Origin of the sequence: Enterobacter sp. BNK-16, from assembly GCF_048684955.1 — a bacterium.
GTDB lineage: Bacteria > Pseudomonadota > Gammaproteobacteria > Enterobacterales > Enterobacteriaceae > Enterobacter > Enterobacter bugandensis.
This window is the reverse complement of the sequence record NZ_JBLQTQ010000001.1, coordinates 3124732-3143168: the sequence shown is the minus strand read 5'-3', so window position 1 is coordinate 3143168 and position 18437 is coordinate 3124732. Positions and strand designations below refer to the sequence as shown.

Sequence of the window (18437 nt, the reverse complement as noted above, 5' to 3'; positions counted from 1 at the left end):
TAGGCCTTACCCGGCATACAAAAGCATTTAAAACTTATGCCAGACAGAGCGTGGCGCGATGTTTGGCAGATTCGATCCCCAGCTCAATCAGCTCCATAATCTGAATCGCCTGGCTGGCCGGAACCGGATTCTCTCCCGTGCCGTTCAGCGCATCGCGGATGGCAGCATAATAAGCCGGATAGTTACCGGGGATCGTTAACAGGGTTTCCTCAACCAGCTCCTCACCTTCCGTCCGCGTCACGACGCCGTCGCGCATATCATAGCCCCAGTCTTCCTGCGGCAGACGTTCACCGTTTTTGAGACGATCTTCCTGCGGATCGAGGCCAAACTTCACGTAGCTCCCGCGCGTGCCGTGGATGATATAGCGGGCAGATTCCGCGGCCGCGACCATCGTGCCGTGCAGCACAATCCGCCGCTGCGGGTAACTCAACACCGCGTGGAAGTAATCGGTTGTCTGCGCCCCGGGCCTGAGCTGGGCCAGATCGACCGTCATGCTCACCGGCAGCCCAAACAGATTCACGGCCTGGTCCAGCAGATGCGGGGCTAAATCGTACCAGATGCCGCTGCCCGGACCGGCCTGCTCGCGCCAGCGGTTTCTCACCTGCGGACGGAAGCGGTCAAAATGCGATTCAAAAAAAACGATCTCTCCTAACGTGCCTTCCCCGAGAAGCGTTTTAACCGTCAGGAAGTCGCTGTCCCAGCGGCGGTTATGGAAAACGGACAGCACTCTGCCCAGGCTTTTTGCCAGCGCCTCCAGCTCACGCGCCTGTGACAACGTCACGGTGAAGGGTTTGTCAACAACGACGTGCTTCCCGGCTTCCAGCGCGGCTTTCGCCAGCGGGAAGTGCGTGTCGTTCGGGGTGGGAATAACAATTAAATCGATATTCGGATCGTTGAAAAGGTGTTTAGGCTCGGAGACAACCGGCACTGCGGGCCAGTCAGCGTGGACTTTGGCGGCGTCGCTGCTGGATACCGCCGCCAGCGCCATTCCCGGCGTTCCGGCTATCAGAGGCGCATGAAACGTTTTGCTCGCGTACCCGTAGCCTATAAGCCCGACGCGGATGTTATCACTCATCGTGTTGTCCTCTTTATGCGTTTCTTATTTCATACTGGCCTTTCTTGCATTGTCCTCATTAATAATGAGCCATGGCGCTTAAAATAGCAGGCTGTACCGGCTATTTTTGTTACATAGTATTAACCTTCTGATTTTGTTTAAGGGAATCGTTCCCAAAGCGCTTGCCGTCAGAGAAACAGCGCTGTAACATTTGCGACCTGTATTTATGGATAAATTACAACAGTGAATCATGGCATCAATTATTAATCGAATCATTGAATTAGCGGGATGGATTGTTCTTGGGGTTTCGGTCATTTTGCTCGGCGTAGCCAGCCATATTGATAACTACCAGCCGCCGGAGTCTGCTGCCGTCACCCATCCTAAGTAACCGGTTGCTGCTTTAAAGAGTGACATAATATGTCAGTTTCGTATTGCCAGCCCTGGTGAACGCGGTTAACCTTCTCTTCCAGGCATCACCTTCGGTGCCTGAATTTCAGCAAAGAAAACTCCTAATTTCGTCGCGTTATCTGAGTGGGCTGTTTACGTCTGTATTAATCCGTTTATTATTCGACCGAATTACCTTAACTGGTATTACTCACTTTTATATGGAAAATTATTAATATGACAGTTCAGGACTATTTATTAAAATTTCGCAAGATCAATTCGCTTGAGAGCCTGGAAAAACTGTTTGACCATCTGAACTACACCCTGTCGGATAATCAGGACATTATCAATATGTATCGCGCCGCTGACCATCGCCGTGCGGAGCTGGTCTCCGGCGGACGCTTGTTCAACGTCGGCGAGGTGCCGAAGTCCGTATGGCGTTACGTTTTATAAGAAAGTAGCCATCCGCGCGAAATGTTATATACTCTCCGCCCTGCAAACTGGCTGTACAACATTTCGCGCAGATAATGGGAGAGTTCATGACCGCAACGCCTGGAGAACGCATCGGAGGCTGGTTAATCGCCCCACTGGCATGGCTGCTGGTTGCCTTATTAAGCGCATCGCTTGCGCTGCTGCTTTATACCACCGCATTGATTACCCCTCACGCTATTCAGACCCTGATGTCGCAAAGCGTGCTGAATATAGCGATGTGGTTTGTGTCGTTCGTTTTCGCGATTGGGATGTGGTACTACACCCTGTGGCTGACTATCGCTTTCTTTAAGCGCCGCAAGAGTGTGCCTAAGCACTACATTATCTGGCTGCTCATTTCGGTTCTGCTGGCGGTTAAAGCGTTTGCTTTCTCGCCCGTGTCTGACGCGCTTGCTGTCCGCCAGCTGCTTTTCCCGTTACTGGCTGCGGCGCTGCTGGTGCCCTATTTCAAACGTTCGACGCGTGTGAAAAACACCTTCGTGAACCCGTAATAACCTTACAGATAACCTGTTGTCGCCTGCCCCGGTTTGTCCGATAATAGGCGGCTTTTTTATTTCAGGCTAAATAATGACCGATTACTTACTGCTCTTTGTCGGCACCGTGCTGGTTAACAACTTCGTTCTGGTGAAGTTCCTTGGCCTGTGCCCGTTTATGGGCGTGTCCAAAAAGCTGGAAACGGCGATGGGCATGGGGCTGGCGACGACCTTCGTCATGACGCTGGCGTCCATCTGCGCGTGGTTGATTGACACCTGGATCCTCATCCCGCTGGGGTTAATCTATCTCCGCACGCTGGCGTTTATTCTGGTCATTGCGGTGGTGGTGCAATTTACCGAAATGGTGGTGCGTAAAACCAGCCCGGCGCTCTATCGCCTGCTGGGTATCTTCCTGCCGCTGATCACCACCAACTGTGCGGTGCTTGGCGTGGCGCTGCTGAACATCAACCTTGGCCATAACTTCATGCAGTCGGCGCTGTACGGCTTCTCCGCCGCTGTCGGTTTCTCATTTGTTATGGTGCTGTTCGCGTCGATTCGCGAACGTCTGGCAGCAGCGGATATCCCCGCGCCATTTCGCGGTAATGCCATTGCGCTGGTGACCGCGGGTTTAATGTCTCTGGCCTTTATGGGCTTTAGTGGTCTGGTGAAGTTGTAATGAATGCTATCTGGATTGCCATCGCCTCTATCAGCGTCCTGGGGTTGGTGTTTGGCCTTATCCTGGGCTACGCCTCCCGCCGTTTCGCGGTAGAGGACGATCCTGTTGTTGAAAAAATTGATGAGCTTTTGCCGCAAAGTCAGTGTGGACAGTGCGGCTACCCGGGCTGCCGCCCTTACGCTGAAGCGGTAGGCATTCAGGGTGAAAAAATTAACCGCTGTGCGCCCGGCGGCGAAGCGGTGATGCTGAAAATTGCCGCCCTGCTTAACGTCGATCCGCAGCCCGTTGATGGCGATGCGGAAGTCCAGGAGCCGGTTCGCGCCCTCGCGGTGATCGACGAAGCAAACTGCATCGGCTGCACCAAATGTATTCAGGCCTGCCCGGTCGACGCCATTGTTGGCGCGACCCGCGCCATGCACACCGTTGTGGCGGATCTCTGCACCGGCTGTAACCTCTGCGTGGCCCCCTGCCCGACGCAATGTATAGAGCTGCGCCCGGTTGAAACGACTACCGAAAGCTGGAAGTGGGATCTTCAAACCATTCCGGTTCGCAATATTCCTGTGGAACAACATGCTTAAGTTATTTTCTGCTTTCAGAAAAGAGAAGATCTGGGACTTTGACGGCGGTATCCATCCGCCAGAGATGAAAACCCAGTCCAACGGCACGCCGCTGCGTCAAATTCCGCTGGCGACGCGTTACGTCATGCCGCTCAAGCAGCATATTGGCGCTGAGGGCGAGCTGTGCGTGAAAGAAGGCGATACGGTGCTGCGCGGTCAGCCGCTGACCCTCGGACGCGGACGTATGCTGCCGGTACACGCCCCCACCTCCGGTAAGGTGGTCGCCATTGCGCAGCATACGGTGGCGCATCCGTCCGCGCTGTCGGAACTGAGCGTGATTATTGAAGCCGACGGCGAAGACCGCTGGATTGACCGTGACGGCTGGAGCGACTACCGCAGCCAGAGCCGCGAAGCGCTCATCGAGCGCATTCATCAGTTCGGCGTGGCCGGGCTTGGCGGCGCGGGCTTCCCGACCGGCGTCAAGCTGCGCGGCGGTGGCGATAACATTCAGACGCTGATTATCAACGCCGCCGAATGCGAACCGTACATCACCGCCGACGATCGTCTGATGCAGGATTGCGCCGCCCAGGTGGTGGAAGGCATCCGCATCCTTGCGCACATTCTGCAGCCGCGGGAAGTGCTGATTGGTATCGAAGATAATAAACCGCAGGCTATTTCAATGCTGCGCGCCGTGCTGGCCGGTAGCCATGATATCGCCCTGCGCGTTATTCCGACCAAGTACCCCTCTGGCGGCGCAAAGCAGTTGACGCAAATCCTCACCGGCAAGCAGGTCCCGCACGGCGGACGCTCGTCGGATATCGGCGTGCTGATGCAAAACGTCGGCACCGCTTACGCCGTCAAGCGTGCGGTGATTGACGGCGAGCCGTTGACCGAGCGCGTGGTAACGCTGACCGGAGAGTCTGTCTCTCGTCCGGGTAACGTCTGGGCGCGCCTCGGCACGCCGGTGCGCCATCTGCTGGAACAGGCTGATTTTTGCCCTGCCAGCGACCAGATGGTGATCATGGGCGGTCCGCTGATGGGCTTTACCCTGCCGTGGCTCGACGTTCCGGTAGTGAAAATCACCAACTGCCTGCTCGCCCCTTCCCCAACCGAAATGGGGGAGGAGCAGGAAGAGAAAGGCTGCATCCGCTGCAGCGCCTGTGCCGATGCCTGCCCGGCGGATCTCCTCCCGCAGCAGCTGTACTGGTACAGCAAAGGCCAGCTGCACGATAAAGCCAAAGCCCATAACCTGGCCGACTGCATCGAATGCGGCGCCTGCGCCTGGGTCTGCCCAAGCAATATTCCGCTGGTGCAGTACTTCCGCCAGGAGAAGGCCGAGATTTATGCCATCTCCATGGAAGAAAAACGCGCCGCAGAAGCCAAGGCACGTTTCGAAGCGCGTCAGGCGCGTCTCGAACGTGAGAAGATGGCTCGTCAGGAGCGACATAAGCAGGCCGCCGTTCAGCCTGCCGGGAAAGATCAGGATGCAATCAACGCCGCACTGGCGCGCGTTCGCGAGAAAAAAGCCAGTGCCGCCCAGACGCTGGTGATCCAGGCCGGTGAAAAACCGGATAACAGCGAAGCGATTGCCGCCCGCGAAGCGCGTAAAGCTGCGGCCCGCGCCCGTCAGGCGGAAAAAGCGCAAGCGGCGCAGCCGGAAGCTGAAATCGATCCACGCAAAGCCGCCGTTGAGGCGGCAATAGCCCGTGCCAAAGCGCGCAAGGCCGGGGAGCAGCCAGTGGTGGTTGAACAGGAACCGGTCGATCCGCGTAAAGCTGCCGTTGAAGCGGCGATTGCCCGCGCCAAAGCGCGCAAAGCAGCGCAGCAGGCGCCAGCCGCAGAACCTGAAGCACCGGTCGACCCACGTAAAGCCGCCGTTGAAGCGGCGATAGCCCGCGCCAAAGCGCGCAAAGCAGCGCAGCAGGAAGAGCAGCCGCAGGCCGCCAACGATGACCCGCGCAAGGCCGCCGTCGCCGCCGCCATTGCGCGCGTTCAGGCAAAGAAAGCCGCACAACAAGCAGTTAACGAGGATTAAATGGTTTTCAGAATCGCAAGCTCCCCTTACACCCACAATCAGCGCCAGACATCGCGCATCATGATGCTGGTCTGCCTGGCGGCGCTGCCGGGCATTGCCGTTCAGTGCTGGTTTTTCGGCTGGGGAACTCTGTTCCAGATAGCTCTTGGATGCGCCAGCGCCGTCGCCGCGGAAGCCCTCGTGCTGAAGCTGCGCAAGATGGCGGTTTCCCGCATCCTGGCGGACAACTCCGCTCTGCTGACCGGCCTGCTGCTGGCCATCAGCATTCCCCCGCTTGCCCCGTGGTGGATGGTGGTGCTCGGCACCGTGTTTGCCGTGATTATTGCCAAACAGCTCTATGGCGGCCTCGGTCATAACCCGTTTAATCCGGCAATGATTGGCTACGTGGTGCTGCTGATCTCCTTCCCGGTACAGATGACCAGCTGGCTGCCACCGCACGAGATTGCAGCCACGGTGCCCGGCTTTATGGATGCTCTGCAGGTGATCTTTACCGGCCATACGGCGCTGGGTGCTGATATGAACGCGCTGCGTATGGGCGTGGACGGTATCAGCCAGGCGACGCCGCTCGATACGTTTAAAACGTCCCTGCACGCCGGGCACAGCGTTGAGCAAATCATGAAGTCCGCCATCTACAGCGGCGTGCTGGCGGGAGCCGGCTGGCAGTGGGTCAACCTGGCGTATCTGCTGGGCGGCCTGTTCCTGTTGCAGCAGAAAGCCATCCGCTGGCATATTCCGGTCAGCTTCCTGGTAACGCTGGCGTTCTGCGCCACGCTGGGCTGGGTATTCTCTCCTGAATCGCTGGCCAGCCCGCAGATGCACCTGCTCTCCGGCGCGACCATGCTGGGTGCCTTCTTTATCCTGACGGATCCGGTGACGGCCTCAACGACTAACCGCGGACGCCTGATCTTCGGCGCGCTGGCTGGCCTGCTGGTTTGGCTCATCCGCAGCTTTGGCGGCTACCCGGACGGCGTGGCCTTTGCCGTCCTGCTCGCCAACATTACCGTTCCGCTCATCGACTATTACACGCGTCCACGCGTGTACGGCCATCGCTAAGGGTTTCGCCATGTTAAAAACGATGCAAAAACACGGCGTCACGCTGGCTGTCTTCGCCGCGGTCCTGACGGGGCTGACGGCACTGGTTAATGCGTTGACCAAAACGACCATCGAAGAACAGGCCTCGAAGCAGCAAAAGGCGCTGTTCGATCAGGTGATCCCGTCCGATTTCTACGATAATGACCTGCAAAAAAGCTGCTTTGTGGTAGATGCGCCGCAGCTTGGGAAAGGCCCGCACCGCCTCTTTATCGCCCGCAAAGGGGATAAACCGGTCGGCGCGGTGATGGAAGCGACCGCCCCTGACGGCTATTCCGGCGCCATTCAGCTGCTCGTGGGCAGCGATTTCTCCGGTACCATCCTGGGCACCCGCGTGACGGAACATCATGAAACGCCGGGCCTGGGCGATAAAATCGAAACCCGTCTGAGCGACTGGATTTTGCACTTTGCCGGTAAAGTGATCCATGGTGAAGATGACACCGCGTTTGCGGTGAAGAAAGACGGCGGCGAGTTTGACCAGTTCACGGGCGCAACCATCACCCCGCGGGCGGTGGTAAACGCTGTAAAACGAGCCGGGCTGTACGCTGAAACGCTGCCCGCGCAGATCAACAATCTTCCGGCCTGTGAGGAGTAATCATGAGCCAGGTTAAAGAGGTTATTGTCCAGGGATTGTGGAAGAACAACTCCGCTCTGGTACAGCTTCTGGGTATGTGCCCCCTGCTGGCGGTGACATCCACCGCCACCAACGCGCTCGGTCTGGGTCTGGCAACCACGCTGGTATTGACCCTGACCAACCTCTCCATATCTGCCCTGCGACGCTGGACGCCGTCGGAAATTCGTATTCCGATTTACGTCATGATCATTGCGTCGGTGGTCAGTATCGTCCAGATGCTGATTAACGCCTACGCGTTTGGTCTGTACCAGTCGCTCGGGATCTTCATTCCTCTTATCGTCACCAACTGTATTGTGGTCGGGCGTGCGGAAGCGTTCGCGGTGAAAAACAGCCCGGCCATGTCGGCGCTGGATGGTTTTTCCATTGGCATGGGCGCCACGTGCGCCATGTTCGTGCTGGGCTCGCTGCGTGAAATCCTCGGCAACGGTACGCTGTTCGACGGCGCAGATGCGCTGCTGGGCGGCTGGGCTAAAGCGCTGCGCGTTGAGGTGTTTCACACCGATACGCCGTTCCTGCTGGCGATGCTGCCGCCCGGCGCATTTATTGGCCTCGGCATGATGCTGGCGATAAAATACCTGATTGATGAGAAACGTAAGCGCCGCGCGGCTGAGCGCAGCGTTCTGGAAGGGACACCCGAGAAGGCCTCATGAATAAAGAAAAGCGCATTGCGATCCTGACCCGTCTGCGGGACGAGAACCCGCACCCGACGACGGAGCTGAATTTTACCTCTCCGTTTGAGCTGCTGATCGCGGTGTTGCTCTCTGCGCAGGCGACTGACGTGAGCGTCAATAAAGCCACTGCCCTGCTCTATCCGGTCGCCAATACGCCGAAGGCCATGTTGGAGCTGGGCGTGGAAGGCGTGAAGTCTTATATCAAAACCATCGGCCTGTTTAACAGCAAAGCCGAGAACGTGATTAAGACCTGTCGGATCCTGCTGGAACAGCACGGAGGCGAAGTACCGGAAGATCGCGCCGCGCTGGAAGCCTTGCCGGGCGTGGGGCGTAAAACCGCGAACGTTGTGCTCAATACCGCGTTTGGCTGGCCGACCATCGCCGTTGATACGCATATATTCCGCGTCTCAAACCGGACCAACTTCGCCCCAGGGAAAAATGTCGAGCAGGTAGAAGAGAAGCTGTTAAAAGTGGTTCCTGCCGAATTCAAGGTTGACTGCCACCACTGGCTGATTTTGCACGGTCGTTATACCTGCATAGCCCGAAAGCCGCGCTGCGGCTCCTGCGTTATTGAAGATCTCTGCGAATATAAAGAAAAAGTCTATCCCTGACCGTCATAATCCCTTGCCAAAAGAAGGGCTACCGTTCGTTCTTCTTTTGGCCGTTATTTGTCCGCTCTTACTTTCTTCTGACTTGTCACTTGTTCGGCTCTATAACGCTCAAACAGGTTAATACTTTTTTCATAGCCAAAAATTTCTATACATCTGTGATCGCGATCACTCTGATAACGTCATGTTGATTTTTTGTAGTCAAAGTCATCGCAAACCCTTTGCCGGGCAAGATTTAAATGCGTTTAGCCGGAAGATAAGACCAGCTATTTTTCAGAATATGGGCTATATCACTACAACAGACGGCAAATAGCAGAACATATCGCCAAAACCCCATCACACTGGGTGTATACCAGTCGAAAAAACTACCTTTAGTTATCGTATAAAATTTAACGCTAAATAACATTTGTAGAAACCGACAATTATACCGTTCAAGATATATGTAACAGATTATTACAAACGTATTGCCAGACGGGGCAGGATAGTGAACATTACCCGCCGTTTCTCCTCCCAATATAACTATAAGGCGGATGGGCTACGGCCATCACGCTATGAACACCCCCGTTAATATGGGATGTAAAAAAAGAGGTATATGTGTCGACTGCAAACAATAAACCAACAGATGAAAGCGTGAGTCTGAACGCTTTTAAACAACCGAAAGCGTTTTATCTCATCTTCTCTATCGAGTTATGGGAGCGTTTTGGTTACTACGGCCTGCAAGGGATCATGGCGGTTTACCTGGTTAAACAGCTGGGTATGTCCGAAGCCGATTCCATCACGCTGTTCTCCTCCTTTAGTGCCCTCGTCTACGGTCTGGTTGCTATCGGCGGCTGGCTGGGTGATAAAGTTCTCGGTACTAAGCGCGTCATTATGCTGGGTGCCATTGTTCTGGCTATTGGCTATGGTCTGGTTGCATGGTCAGGACATGATGCGGCTGTGGTCTACATGGGCATGGCAACCATCGCCGTGGGTAACGGCCTGTTCAAAGCGAACCCGTCTTCCCTGCTCTCAACCTGCTACAGCAAAGATGACCCACGTCTGGACGGTGCATTTACCATGTACTACATGTCCATCAACATCGGTTCCTTCTTTTCCATGCTGGCAACCCCATGGCTGGCCGCGAAATTCGGCTGGAGCGTGGCGTTTGCGCTGAGCTTCGTGGGTATGCTGATCACCGTGGTAAACTTCCTGTTCTGCCGCAACTGGGTGAAAGACTACGGTTCAAAACCTGACTTCGAGCCTGTCCACATGGGCAAGCTGCTGGCTACCATCGTGGGCGTTGTCGTCCTGGCGGCGATCGCCACCTGGCTGCTGCACAACCAGGGTATCGCTCGTGCCGTTCTGGGCGTAGTTGCGCTGGGCATCGTGGTCATCTTCGCGAAAGAAGCGTTCGCTATGAAGGGTGCAGCCCGTCGTAAGATGATTGTGGCGTTCATTCTGATGCTGGAAGCGATTATCTTCTTCGTGCTGTACAGCCAGATGCCAACCTCTCTGAACTTCTTCGCTATTCGTAACGTTGAGCACTCTATCCTGGGTATCGCATTCGAACCCGAGCAGTTCCAGGCGCTGAACCCCTTCTGGATCATGATCGGTTCCCCGATTCTGGCCGCAATCTATAACAAGATGGGCGATCGTCTGCCAATGCCGCACAAGTTCGCGGTGGGTATGGTGCTCTGTTCTGGTGCGTTCCTGGTGCTGCCGCTGGGGACAAAGTTTGCGTCCGACGCCGGTATCGTGTCCGTTAACTGGCTGATCCTGAGCTACGCGCTGCAGTCTATCGGCGAACTGATGATCTCCGGTCTGGGTCTGGCGATGGTTGCACAGCTGGTTCCACAGCGTCTAATGGGCTTCATTATGGGTAGCTGGTTCCTGACCACTGCCGGTGCGGCGATCATCGCCGGTAAGATCGCAAACCTGATGGCTGTGCCAGAAAACGTGACCGATCCGCTGCTCTCCCTGAACGTCTACGGTACCGTGTTCATGCAGATTGGTATCGCTACGGCGGTTATCGCGGCGCTGATGCTGCTGACCGCGCCGAAACTGAATCGAATGACTCAGGACGACGACAAGACGGCGGAAGCGAACAAAACCGCTACCGCGTGATATTTGAGAGAAACGACAGAACAGAAGCCGCTAAGAGATTAGCGGCTTTTTTTTTGTCCCTTCGCGCACTAACATAGCTGAAACCTCAGCAAAAAGGAGTTACCGATGAAACTGTTCTACAAACCGGGCGCGTGCTCTCTTGCTTCCCATATCACCCTGCGCGAGAGCGGCAAAGATTTCACGCTGGATGGCGTTGATCTGATGAAAAAGCGCCTTGAAAACGGGGATGACTTTTTTGCGATTAACCCAAAAGGGCAGGTTCCGGCCCTGCTGTTGGATGACGGAACTCTGCTGACCGAAGGCGTGGCGATTATGCAATTCCTGGCGGACAACGTACCGGATCGCCAGCTCCTTGCCCCTACCGGCAGCGTCGCACGTTATAAAACGCTGGAGTGGTTGAACTATATCGCCACCGAGCTGCACAAAGGTTTTACCCCCCTCTTCCGCCCGGATACGCCGGAAGAGTACAAGCCGACCGTGCGAGCTCTGCTGGAGAAAAAGCTGCAGTATGTTAACGAATCGCTGAAAGACGATCAGTGGATTTGTGGTTCACGCTTCACCATTGCCGACGCGTACCTGTTTACCGTACTGCGCTGGGCGCGTGCGGTTAAGCTGAACCTGGAAGGGTTGGACCACATCGCATCGTATATGGCGCGCGTGGCGGAGCGTCCAGCGGTGGCCGCGGCGCTAAAAGCGGAAGGGTTGAATTAAGCCAGCCATCTGTGTTGCCGGGTGGCGCTGACGCTCACCCGGCCTACGAACTCTGGACGATTATAGCCGTGTGGCGCTGAAATAGTGCTCCGGCTTCGCGATACGATCCTGTGCCGCGACCACCTGCAGTTCATATTCCTGCATCTGTTTCGTCGCAATCATTATTTCGTACACCGCTGCCGTCACGTGCTCCAGCGCGTCTCTCACCGTTGCACCCTGCAACAGTTTCACCAGCAGCAGCCCGCTGGTCACATCACCCACGCCCACCGGCTGACGTGTGCCGAAATCCACCAGCGGACGGCTGATATGCCATGCGTCATCTTTCGTCACAAGCAGCATCTCAAAACGCTCCTGGGTCATCCCTGCGCGGGCGAGATGTTTTACCAGCACAATCTCCGGCCCCTGGGCTATCAGCTCGCGAGACGCGCGTACAGCCTCTTCTACGCTGTTAACCGGATGCTCGCAGAGGATCTCCAGCTCAATCAGGTTGGGCGCAATGATATCGCTGGCGGGCAGCGCATGGCGAACGTGAAATTCCGCTACGCCAGGCGCCACAATGCAGCCTTTCTCCGGGTGTCCCATGACGGGGTCGCAGAAATATTTTGCCGCCGGGTTTGCCGCTTTCACCTGACGCACGATGCCGAGGATGTGTTCCCCCTGCTCCGCTGAGCCGAGGTAGCCGCTCAGAACGGCGTCGCAGCGCTTGAGCTGGTCGATATCCGCAATACCCTGCACAACCTCTGTGAGATGCGAAGGCGGCATCACGCAGCCGGTCCATTTGCCGTATTGCGTGTGGTTAGAGAACTGCACGGTATTGAGAGGCCAGACGTTGGCACCGAGGCGGCGCATCGGGAATTCCGCTGCGCTATTGCCAGCATGTCCAAAGACAACGTGGGACTGAATGGCGAGGATGTTCTTCATCTTTTTCTTACCAAACCCTGAACAAACAAAAAGGGCGTGGTTTCCCACGCCCCTCGAGACTTTTACTTACTTCCAGCAGACCAGACAGTAGTTTTTCTTACCGCGGCGCAGCAGCGTGTAGCGGCCATACAGACGATCGCCGTCAACGAAGGTGTATTCCGGATCAGCCTGCTTTTCACCGTTGATGGTGATAGCGTTGGAGGCGATGGTTTTACGCGCCTGACCACGGGAAGGCTGGAGCTCAGAGTCCACCAGCGCCTGCATCAGGTCAGCTCCTTTCTCCATCTCAACCATCGGCACGCCGTCCTGCGCCAGCTGTTCGAAGTCAGCTTCGCTCAGATCGCTCAGCGTACCGTTGAACAGGCTTGCGGTGATGCGTTTTGCCGCTGCCAGGCCCTCTTCACCATGAACCAGTTTGGTCACTTCGTCCGCCAGCACGTACTGGGCACGCGGCGCTTTACCGCTGTTCTTATCTTCCTCTTCCAGCGCATTGATCTCGGCAATGTCCATGAAGGTGAAGAACTTCAGGAAGCGGTAAACATCGGCGTCCGCCGTGTTGATCCAGAACTGATAGAATTTGTACGGGCTGGTTTTCTTCGGATCGAGCCATACCGCGCCGCCTTCGGTTTTACCGAATTTGGTGCCGTCAGCTTTGGTGATCAGTGGAACGGTCAGGCCGAAGACCTGGTTCTGATGCAGACGACGGGTCAGGTCGATACCGGAGGTGATGTTCCCCCACTGGTCAGAGCCGCCGATCTGCAGAGAGACGCCGTGCAGCTTGTTCAGGCAGGCAAAGTCATAGCCCTGCAGCAGGTTGTAGGAGAACTCGGTAAAGGAGATACCCTGATCGTCACGGTTCAGACGCTGCTTGACCGCTTCTTTGTTAATCATCTGGTTAACAGAGAAGTGCTTGCCGATGTCACGCAGGAAGGTCAGCACGTTCATGCCGCCAAACCAGTCGTAGTTGTTAGCAGCAATGGCAGAGTTATCACCACAGTTGAAGTCGAGGAACGGTGCAACCTGTTTGCGGATCTTATCCACCCACTCCTGCACGGTATCTTCGGTGTTCAGCTTACGCTCCGCGGCTTTAAAGCTCGGGTCACCAATCAGACCGGTCGCGCCGCCCACCAGGGCAACAGGCTTATGACCCGCCATCTGGAAGCGTTTCAGGCATAACAATGGAACAAGATGCCCCAAATGCAAGCTGTCAGCGGTGGGATCGAAGCCGCAATAGAGCGCGATCGGGCCTTGCGCCAGTCGCTCTGCTAACGCTTCCTCGTCCGTCACCTGGGCCACGAGGCCCCGCTCTTGCAATTGTTTAATCAAGTTACTGCTTGCCATCAAATTCTCCATGTATAAACGACTGCACCTTTGCCGGTACACGACTTTTCGCCTGATGCGAAAGGACCATAGAATAAAGCGCAAGCGCGGTGTGCGCTAGCGCTTAAATCAACAAATTTCGGGGATTACGGCGCCAGTCTGTCGATTTTCCAGCCGCCATTCTCGCGCTGGTATAAAAAGCGGTCATGCAGGCGATGCTCACCGCCCTGCCAGAATTCCATCTGCTCAATCGGAATGCGGAAGCCGCCCCAGAAGCTCGGCAGCGGAATTTCCCCCTGCTGGAACTTCTGTTTCAGCTCCAGGAATTTACTTTCCAGCACGCCGCGGGCAGAGATCCGGCTGGACTGTTTTGACACCCAGGCGCCAATCTGGCTGTCGCGCGGGCGGCTGTGGAAATACTTCACCACTTCCAGGGTAGAGAGACGTTCCGCTTTGCCGGTCACCATCACCTGACGTTCCAGCATGTGCCACGGGAACAGCAGGCTGATGCGCGGGTTGTTTTCTAAGTGGTGCGCCTTGCGGCTGCCCAGATTGGTATAGAACACCAGCCCTTTCTCGTCGTAATGCTTAAGCAAGACGATGCGCTGATACGGTTGACCGTTTTCATCTACCGTCGCGACGACCATGGCCGTTGGGTCGGCCAGCTTTGCGTCGCAGGCCTGTTTCAGCCAGCGCTCAAAAAGCACGAGGGGTTCAGCGGGAAGATCCTGGCGACGCAGGCCGCCTTTGGTGTATTCACGGCGCAGATGCGCAATTTGCTGCAGTTCGTCGTTATCTGACATGGCGTTAGCTGATCTTGATATTGGGTGGCGCTATTGTGCGCCGCCCCTGTAAAAATCTCAACGCTTCGGATTTTCAAGCTGGCAGTTGTTCAGCACAATTCGGTCGCGTTTGTAGACCGTGGCGCTGTCGCCTTTCGACCAGAATACATAGATGCCGTCCGAATAACGCGCCCCGGAGGCCGAGATACCCTGCTTAAGGGTTAGCAGCTTGTTATCGTAAACGAAGCTGGCTTCCTGACGCGGGTTATTCAGCTTCACGGTCAGCGGTTTTTCATCGCAGCGATACTCCAGCGTATCGGTCTGCATGCGCTCAAGGAACTGGTTATAGACGCTGCATCCTGACAGCAATAAAGGCGCGGCAATAAGAAGAACTTTTTTCATGGGCGTATTCCGAAGACTTTCCTGGTCCTGGAGGACATGGCTGCCCCCCTGTTTTATTCCATTCTAACGACGAGGCGCCGCGCTGAATTTCAGTTAACTCTGATTATGACGAGGATTTGCCGGGAAAATCGCCCCTAGCACGCTCGCCTCGCGCGCGCCGGTTACCGACGGTAAATTCCCTGGCAGCCCGGCGATGGTGCGCCAGGCAAGCCAGGCGAAAGCCAGCGCTTCCATATCATCCCCGCTGATGCCGGCCTCGTCCGTCGTCGTCACCTCGGTGCCCGGCAGCAGCCCGGCAAGACGCGCCATCACCAGCGGGTTTCGGCTTCCCCCGCCGCACACCAGCAGGCGTTCGCAGCCGCCGCTGAGCAGCACTTGCTCAGAGATCGACACGGCCGTTAATTCGGCAAGCGTCGCCTGGACGTCCTGCGGGGCGAGTGCCGGGAACAGCGCAAGCTGGCGCTCGAGCCAGCCAAAGTTAAAGTATTCTCGTCCCGTGCTTTTCGGCGCCGGTAAAGCAAAATAAGGGTCGCTGAGCATGGACTGCAGCAGCGGGAGAACCACTTTCCCCTCACTCGCCCACTCGGCGTTTTTATCATACGGTTGACCGCACTGCCGCCAGATCCAGGCATCCATTAACATATTCCCCGGGCCGGTATCGTAGCCGCGAACGGGCTGCCCCGGAATAAGCATCGAGAGGTTAGCAATCCCGCCTATGTTGAGCACCATACGGCGTTCTGTAGGGTGCGCCAGCAACGCCTGATGGAAGGCAGGCACCAGCGGCGCGCCCTGGCCGCCAAGGGCAATATCGCGGCGCCGAAAATCCCCGACGACCGTTACGCCCGTCTTCGCCACAATCTGGTTGTTATCGCCGATTTGCAACGTATGCGGCGCGTCGCCAGTCGGCTCATGCCAGACGGTTTGTCCGTGACACCCGATGGCGACCACATCCTGGGGACGAAGATGTTCTTTTTGCATTAACGCCTGCACCGCATCCGCAAACAGCGCACCCAGTCGAACATCAAGTTGACCAAGCTGGGAGAGGGTTAACTGCTGCCCCTGACAGATGCTCAGAATGTCCTCTTTCAGCGAAAGGGGGATTGGCCAGGTCAGGCTCGCCTGCTGTGCCACCATATGTTCGTCAATGGCGGCCAGAACGACATCTACCCCATCCAGACTGGTGCCCGACATCACACCAATGTAGCGACCCGATTTCATGCGCTTTCCTTACGTTGCGTGGGCTAAGGATATCCACTCAACCATAAACAGCGCTCCTTTGCCATCCGACGATAATATTTTTTAACAATGTCTTGCCGGTATGGCGAGTGGCTCCTGTTTATGTCTCGTTAAGTCAAATTCAAGTACAATTTTCTTATTGTTAGTGCAAAGATATGAACTATGGCTCTTTATGCCATATAATTTAGCCATAACGGATGCCTCCAGATGGGCGTTTTTGGTGAACAGGAGATTCAAATGATTGTACGTGTACTGGGCGTTTCGCTGATTGGTTTAACCCTGGCTGGCTGTGTGAACGACAGCTCGCTGTCTGGCGACGTTTACAGCGCTTCTGAAGCAAAACAGGTTCAGAGCGTGACTTACGGTACCGTTGTTAACGCCCGTCCTGTACAAATTCAGGGTGGTGATGAAAACAACGTGATGGGCGCAATCGGCGGTGCTGTACTGGGTGGTTTCCTGGGTAATACCGTTGGCGGCGGCACGGGCCGTTCTCTGGCAACCGCAGCGGGCGCTGTAGCGGGTGGTGTCGCGGGTCAGGGCGTTCAGGGCGCGATGAACAAAACCCAGGGCGTAGAGCTGGAAATTCGTAAAGACGACGGCAGCACCATTATGGTTGTTCAGAAGCAGGGCAACACCCGCTTCTCTGCGGGTCAACGCGTCGTGCTGGCGAGCAACGGCAGCCAGGTTACCGTTTCTCCGCGTTAATTAAAAATGGATGTGGTCATCAGGCCACATCCATTTACAATATATATCACTCTCACAAATATATTTACATAATACATTCATCCCACGCATTATTAAACGCGCCATATATTGTTTCTGCGCAAAGTATTTAGCGTGCTAATTGATTAAACTCTTCGCAATCATCTCTTCATAATTATTTTAATTTGTATAAGTTTATATGCTTGCGAATAGTCATTCTGTAAAAGGTCGTTATATCTCGTTCTGTTTCGGTTGCTTGGTCGTCATCGGAATATTACAGGCTTTATTTTCAAAACTGGTTGACTGGGTTCCGTCCTTTTCGCCTCTTTTGTTCCCCACACTCACCATTTTTTTACTCGTGTTTCACCTGTTTATTGCCTGTTTTATGGCAATGAAATACTGGTGTGATAAGCGGCGGCTCTATCTGATTGCCATCTCATTTGCCTTTGCCGGTTCGGCCTTGCTGATGGTCGGAACATTGACCAGCTTTCCGGCGTGGCTGGATCTCTATCAGTTCAACGTTGTGAACTACAACGATGCGATGATCTACTATATGTTCCGCCACCTCTTAATGGCGGTGCTGATGATCGTTTCGGCATTACTTTATCCCACGCGCAATCTGCCCCTTTCACGGTTGGCGCATATCATCATCGTTAGCGGTTCATTTCTTTTTACCGCATGTATGGTGATTCTGGCCTGGATGTATTCCAGCCATTCCCCGTTTTTATCCCTCGATCTGGTTGATAATGAAACGCGGCAGTTTATGGTTCTCTGGAGCCACAGCATTAATATTTCATTAATCGTTTTCTGGGTCGTGACACTAGCCACGCTGATGTTTATTACGCGCGTGCGTAATCTGTTCTGGGTAGGCGGTAATTTTCTGTGTGTCTGCTATGTCGTCACGCTCGCTATGCTGTTGGTAGGCGGACATGCAGAAGATATATCCTGGTATCGCGCCCGATTATTTGAAACCGTCGCGACGCTGATTATTATTTTTGTGCTGCTCTATGATGTCTTCAGGTTGTATCGTGACTCCCATTTGAAGTATCAGCAGTCGTATCAAAATTCGATTCGCGATCCGCTCACGCGCCTTTATAACCGCAGCTATTTTTATGAATCGTTAAACCAGGCGCTGGGCATCGCCAAACCCAGCCGCCCGGTTTCGGTTATCGTCAGCGATCTCGATCGTTTCAAGCGTATCAACGACAACTACGGTCACCTGCAGGGAGATAAAGTCCTGCAGTTTGTCGCCAATCTGCTGATGGACTCCGTACGTCCGCAGGATATCGCAGCGCGAATCGGCGGCGAAGAGTTTGTCCTGATGCTGGCAAACACCTCCGCAGAAGACGCATATCAGGTGGCGGAGCGCATTCGGTTGAAGCTAAGCGGTTTTGATAAAATTAGCAGCGAGGGTCAGTTACCAGAGCCGATTACCATCAGCATGGGGGTGTTTACGGCAACCTCTTCGTCGGTAAGCGCAGAAGCGTGCGTGGAAAGTGCCGATAAGGCGATGTATGCAGCGAAAGAGACGGGCCGTAACCGCGTCGTTGTCTTTAAGTAAAAACAAGGCCTTGCAGATGCAAGGCCGTG

The 18437-nt window shown here is 55.3% G+C and carries 20 protein-coding genes; 14 read left to right on the top strand and 6 right to left on the bottom strand.

Annotation, left to right across the window (positions count from 1 at the left end):
* Window positions 1–34 precede the first annotated feature (34 nt).
* On the bottom strand, window positions 35–1075 hold the full coding sequence (locus ACMGGH_RS15135) for an oxidoreductase (protein ID WP_048956290.1): 1041 nt from the start codon (window positions 1073–1075) through the stop codon (window positions 35–37).
* 241 nt (window positions 1076–1316) lie between these two features.
* On the opposite strand from ACMGGH_RS15135, the gene blr reads away from it, so the two are divergent.
* The 12 genes from blr (at window position 1317) to gstA (ending at window position 11484) form a co-directional block, all read left to right on the top strand.
* A complete protein-coding gene (blr, locus tag ACMGGH_RS15130; RefSeq protein ID WP_232948381.1) occupies window positions 1317–1442 on the top strand; it encodes a division septum protein Blr in 126 nt (41 codons plus the stop codon).
* A gap of 233 nt (window positions 1443–1675) precedes the next feature.
* Window positions 1676–1891 carry a transcription modulator YdgT gene (gene ydgT / locus ACMGGH_RS15125; RefSeq protein WP_013096896.1) on the top strand — a complete coding sequence of 72 codons (216 nt, stop codon included), beginning with the start codon at window positions 1676–1678 and terminating at the stop codon, window positions 1889–1891.
* An 86-nt stretch (window positions 1892–1977) separates the two neighbouring features.
* Window positions 1978–2418, top strand: coding sequence for a DUF2569 domain-containing protein (locus ACMGGH_RS15120; RefSeq protein ID WP_023311379.1), 441 nt, complete (start codon window positions 1978–1980; stop codon window positions 2416–2418).
* A 76-nt stretch (window positions 2419–2494) separates the two neighbouring features.
* Complete coding sequence (rsxA, locus tag ACMGGH_RS15115) at window positions 2495–3076, top strand: electron transport complex subunit RsxA (protein ID WP_028012919.1); 582 nt, start codon at window positions 2495–2497, stop codon at window positions 3074–3076.
* Window positions 3076–3654 (top strand): electron transport complex subunit RsxB, encoded by a 579-nt coding sequence (gene rsxB, locus ACMGGH_RS15110; RefSeq protein WP_028012918.1) that lies wholly within the window; start codon window positions 3076–3078, stop codon window positions 3652–3654. Before rsxA ends, rsxB begins: the two co-directional genes overlap by 1 nt.
* Window positions 3647–5668, top strand: coding sequence for an electron transport complex subunit RsxC (gene rsxC / locus ACMGGH_RS15105; RefSeq protein WP_232948156.1), 2022 nt, complete (start codon window positions 3647–3649; stop codon window positions 5666–5668). The genes rsxB and rsxC overlap by 8 nt, the downstream gene beginning before the upstream one ends.
* Window positions 5669–6721 (top strand): electron transport complex subunit RsxD, encoded by a 1053-nt coding sequence (gene rsxD, locus ACMGGH_RS15100; RefSeq protein ID WP_063153897.1) that lies wholly within the window; start codon window positions 5669–5671, stop codon window positions 6719–6721. It abuts the gene before it with no gap.
* Between the two features lie 10 nt (window positions 6722–6731).
* Window positions 6732–7352, top strand: coding sequence for an electron transport complex subunit RsxG (gene rsxG, locus ACMGGH_RS15095; RefSeq protein WP_045261492.1), 621 nt, complete (start codon window positions 6732–6734; stop codon window positions 7350–7352).
* A gap of 2 nt (window positions 7353–7354) precedes the next feature.
* Window positions 7355–8041 carry an electron transport complex subunit E gene (locus tag ACMGGH_RS15090; RefSeq protein WP_023617347.1) on the top strand — a complete coding sequence of 229 codons (687 nt, stop codon included), beginning with the start codon at window positions 7355–7357 and terminating at the stop codon, window positions 8039–8041.
* The gene (nth, locus tag ACMGGH_RS15085) at window positions 8038–8673 is read left to right on the top strand and encodes an endonuclease III (RefSeq protein ID WP_028012914.1); all 636 of its coding nucleotides are present in this window, start codon (window positions 8038–8040) and stop codon (window positions 8671–8673) included. The genes ACMGGH_RS15090 and nth overlap by 4 nt, the downstream gene beginning before the upstream one ends.
* Before the next feature lie 591 nt (window positions 8674–9264).
* Entirely contained in the window at window positions 9265–10773 is a 1509-nt protein-coding gene (gene dtpA, locus ACMGGH_RS15080) for a dipeptide/tripeptide permease DtpA (protein ID WP_028012913.1), read from the top strand.
* A gap of 105 nt (window positions 10774–10878) precedes the next feature.
* Window positions 10879–11484: a glutathione transferase GstA gene (gstA, locus tag ACMGGH_RS15075; protein ID WP_028012912.1), complete on the top strand. Its 606-nt coding sequence runs from the start codon at window positions 10879–10881 to the stop codon at window positions 11482–11484.
* 60 nt (window positions 11485–11544) lie between these two features.
* Here the strand turns inward: gstA and pdxY are convergent, their stop codons facing one another.
* From pdxY to anmK, 5 genes are all read right to left on the bottom strand, one after another.
* Window positions 11545–12405 (bottom strand): pyridoxal kinase PdxY, encoded by an 861-nt coding sequence (pdxY, locus tag ACMGGH_RS15070; protein ID WP_232948155.1) that lies wholly within the window; start codon window positions 12403–12405, stop codon window positions 11545–11547.
* A 66-nt stretch (window positions 12406–12471) separates the two neighbouring features.
* Window positions 12472–13746: a tyrosine--tRNA ligase gene (tyrS, locus tag ACMGGH_RS15065; RefSeq protein WP_028012910.1), complete on the bottom strand. Its 1275-nt coding sequence runs from the start codon at window positions 13744–13746 to the stop codon at window positions 12472–12474.
* Between the two features lie 125 nt (window positions 13747–13871).
* Window positions 13872–14528, bottom strand: coding sequence for a pyridoxamine 5'-phosphate oxidase (pdxH, locus tag ACMGGH_RS15060; RefSeq protein WP_028012909.1), 657 nt, complete (start codon window positions 14526–14528; stop codon window positions 13872–13874).
* A gap of 57 nt (window positions 14529–14585) precedes the next feature.
* Window positions 14586–14909 carry a C-type lysozyme inhibitor gene (mliC, locus tag ACMGGH_RS15055; RefSeq protein WP_045261493.1) on the bottom strand — a complete coding sequence of 108 codons (324 nt, stop codon included), beginning with the start codon at window positions 14907–14909 and terminating at the stop codon, window positions 14586–14588.
* A 93-nt stretch (window positions 14910–15002) separates the two neighbouring features.
* A complete protein-coding gene (anmK, locus tag ACMGGH_RS15050) occupies window positions 15003–16127 on the bottom strand; it encodes an anhydro-N-acetylmuramic acid kinase (protein WP_028012907.1) in 1125 nt (374 codons plus the stop codon).
* A 255-nt stretch (window positions 16128–16382) separates the two neighbouring features.
* Between anmK and slyB the strand changes: the two genes are divergently transcribed.
* On the top strand, window positions 16383–16850 hold the full coding sequence (gene slyB, locus ACMGGH_RS15045; RefSeq protein ID WP_028012906.1) for an outer membrane lipoprotein SlyB: 468 nt from the start codon (window positions 16383–16385) through the stop codon (window positions 16848–16850).
* 196 nt (window positions 16851–17046) lie between these two features.
* Window positions 17047–18408 (top strand): MASE4 domain-containing protein, encoded by a 1362-nt coding sequence (locus tag ACMGGH_RS15040; protein WP_232948154.1) that lies wholly within the window; start codon window positions 17047–17049, stop codon window positions 18406–18408.
* The last annotated feature ends 29 nt before the right edge of the window (window positions 18409–18437 follow it).

Excerpts from the sequence above, each read along its gene's own strand:
- ACMGGH_RS15135 (WP_048956290.1), bottom strand. The coding sequence starts at position 1,075 with ATGAGTGATAACATCCGCGTCGGGCTTATAGGCTACGGGTACGCGAGC.
- ydgT (WP_013096896.1), top strand. The coding sequence starts at position 1,676 with ATGACAGTTCAGGACTATTTATTAAAATTTCGCAAGATCAATTCGCTT.
- ACMGGH_RS15120 (WP_023311379.1), top strand. The coding sequence starts at position 1,978 with ATGACCGCAACGCCTGGAGAACGCATCGGAGGCTGGTTAATCGCCCCA.
- rsxA (WP_028012919.1), top strand. The coding sequence starts at position 2,495 with ATGACCGATTACTTACTGCTCTTTGTCGGCACCGTGCTGGTTAACAAC.
- rsxB (WP_028012918.1), top strand. The coding sequence starts at position 3,076 with ATGAATGCTATCTGGATTGCCATCGCCTCTATCAGCGTCCTGGGGTTG.
- rsxC (WP_232948156.1), top strand. The coding sequence starts at position 3,647 with ATGCTTAAGTTATTTTCTGCTTTCAGAAAAGAGAAGATCTGGGACTTT.
- rsxD (WP_063153897.1), top strand. The coding sequence starts at position 5,669 with ATGGTTTTCAGAATCGCAAGCTCCCCTTACACCCACAATCAGCGCCAG.
- rsxG (WP_045261492.1), top strand. The coding sequence starts at position 6,732 with ATGTTAAAAACGATGCAAAAACACGGCGTCACGCTGGCTGTCTTCGCC.
- ACMGGH_RS15090 (WP_023617347.1), top strand. The coding sequence starts at position 7,355 with ATGAGCCAGGTTAAAGAGGTTATTGTCCAGGGATTGTGGAAGAACAAC.
- nth (WP_028012914.1), top strand. The coding sequence starts at position 8,038 with ATGAATAAAGAAAAGCGCATTGCGATCCTGACCCGTCTGCGGGACGAG.
- gstA (WP_028012912.1), top strand. The coding sequence starts at position 10,879 with ATGAAACTGTTCTACAAACCGGGCGCGTGCTCTCTTGCTTCCCATATC.
- pdxY (WP_232948155.1), bottom strand. The coding sequence starts at position 12,405 with ATGAAGAACATCCTCGCCATTCAGTCCCACGTTGTCTTTGGACATGCT.
- tyrS (WP_028012910.1), bottom strand. The coding sequence starts at position 13,746 with ATGGCAAGCAGTAACTTGATTAAACAATTGCAAGAGCGGGGCCTCGTG.
- pdxH (WP_028012909.1), bottom strand. The coding sequence starts at position 14,528 with ATGTCAGATAACGACGAACTGCAGCAAATTGCGCATCTGCGCCGTGAA.
- mliC (WP_045261493.1), bottom strand. The coding sequence starts at position 14,909 with ATGAAAAAAGTTCTTCTTATTGCCGCGCCTTTATTGCTGTCAGGATGC.
- anmK (WP_028012907.1), bottom strand. The coding sequence starts at position 16,127 with ATGAAATCGGGTCGCTACATTGGTGTGATGTCGGGCACCAGTCTGGAT.
- slyB (WP_028012906.1), top strand. The coding sequence starts at position 16,383 with ATGATTGTACGTGTACTGGGCGTTTCGCTGATTGGTTTAACCCTGGCT.
- ACMGGH_RS15040 (WP_232948154.1), top strand. The coding sequence starts at position 17,047 with ATGCTTGCGAATAGTCATTCTGTAAAAGGTCGTTATATCTCGTTCTGT.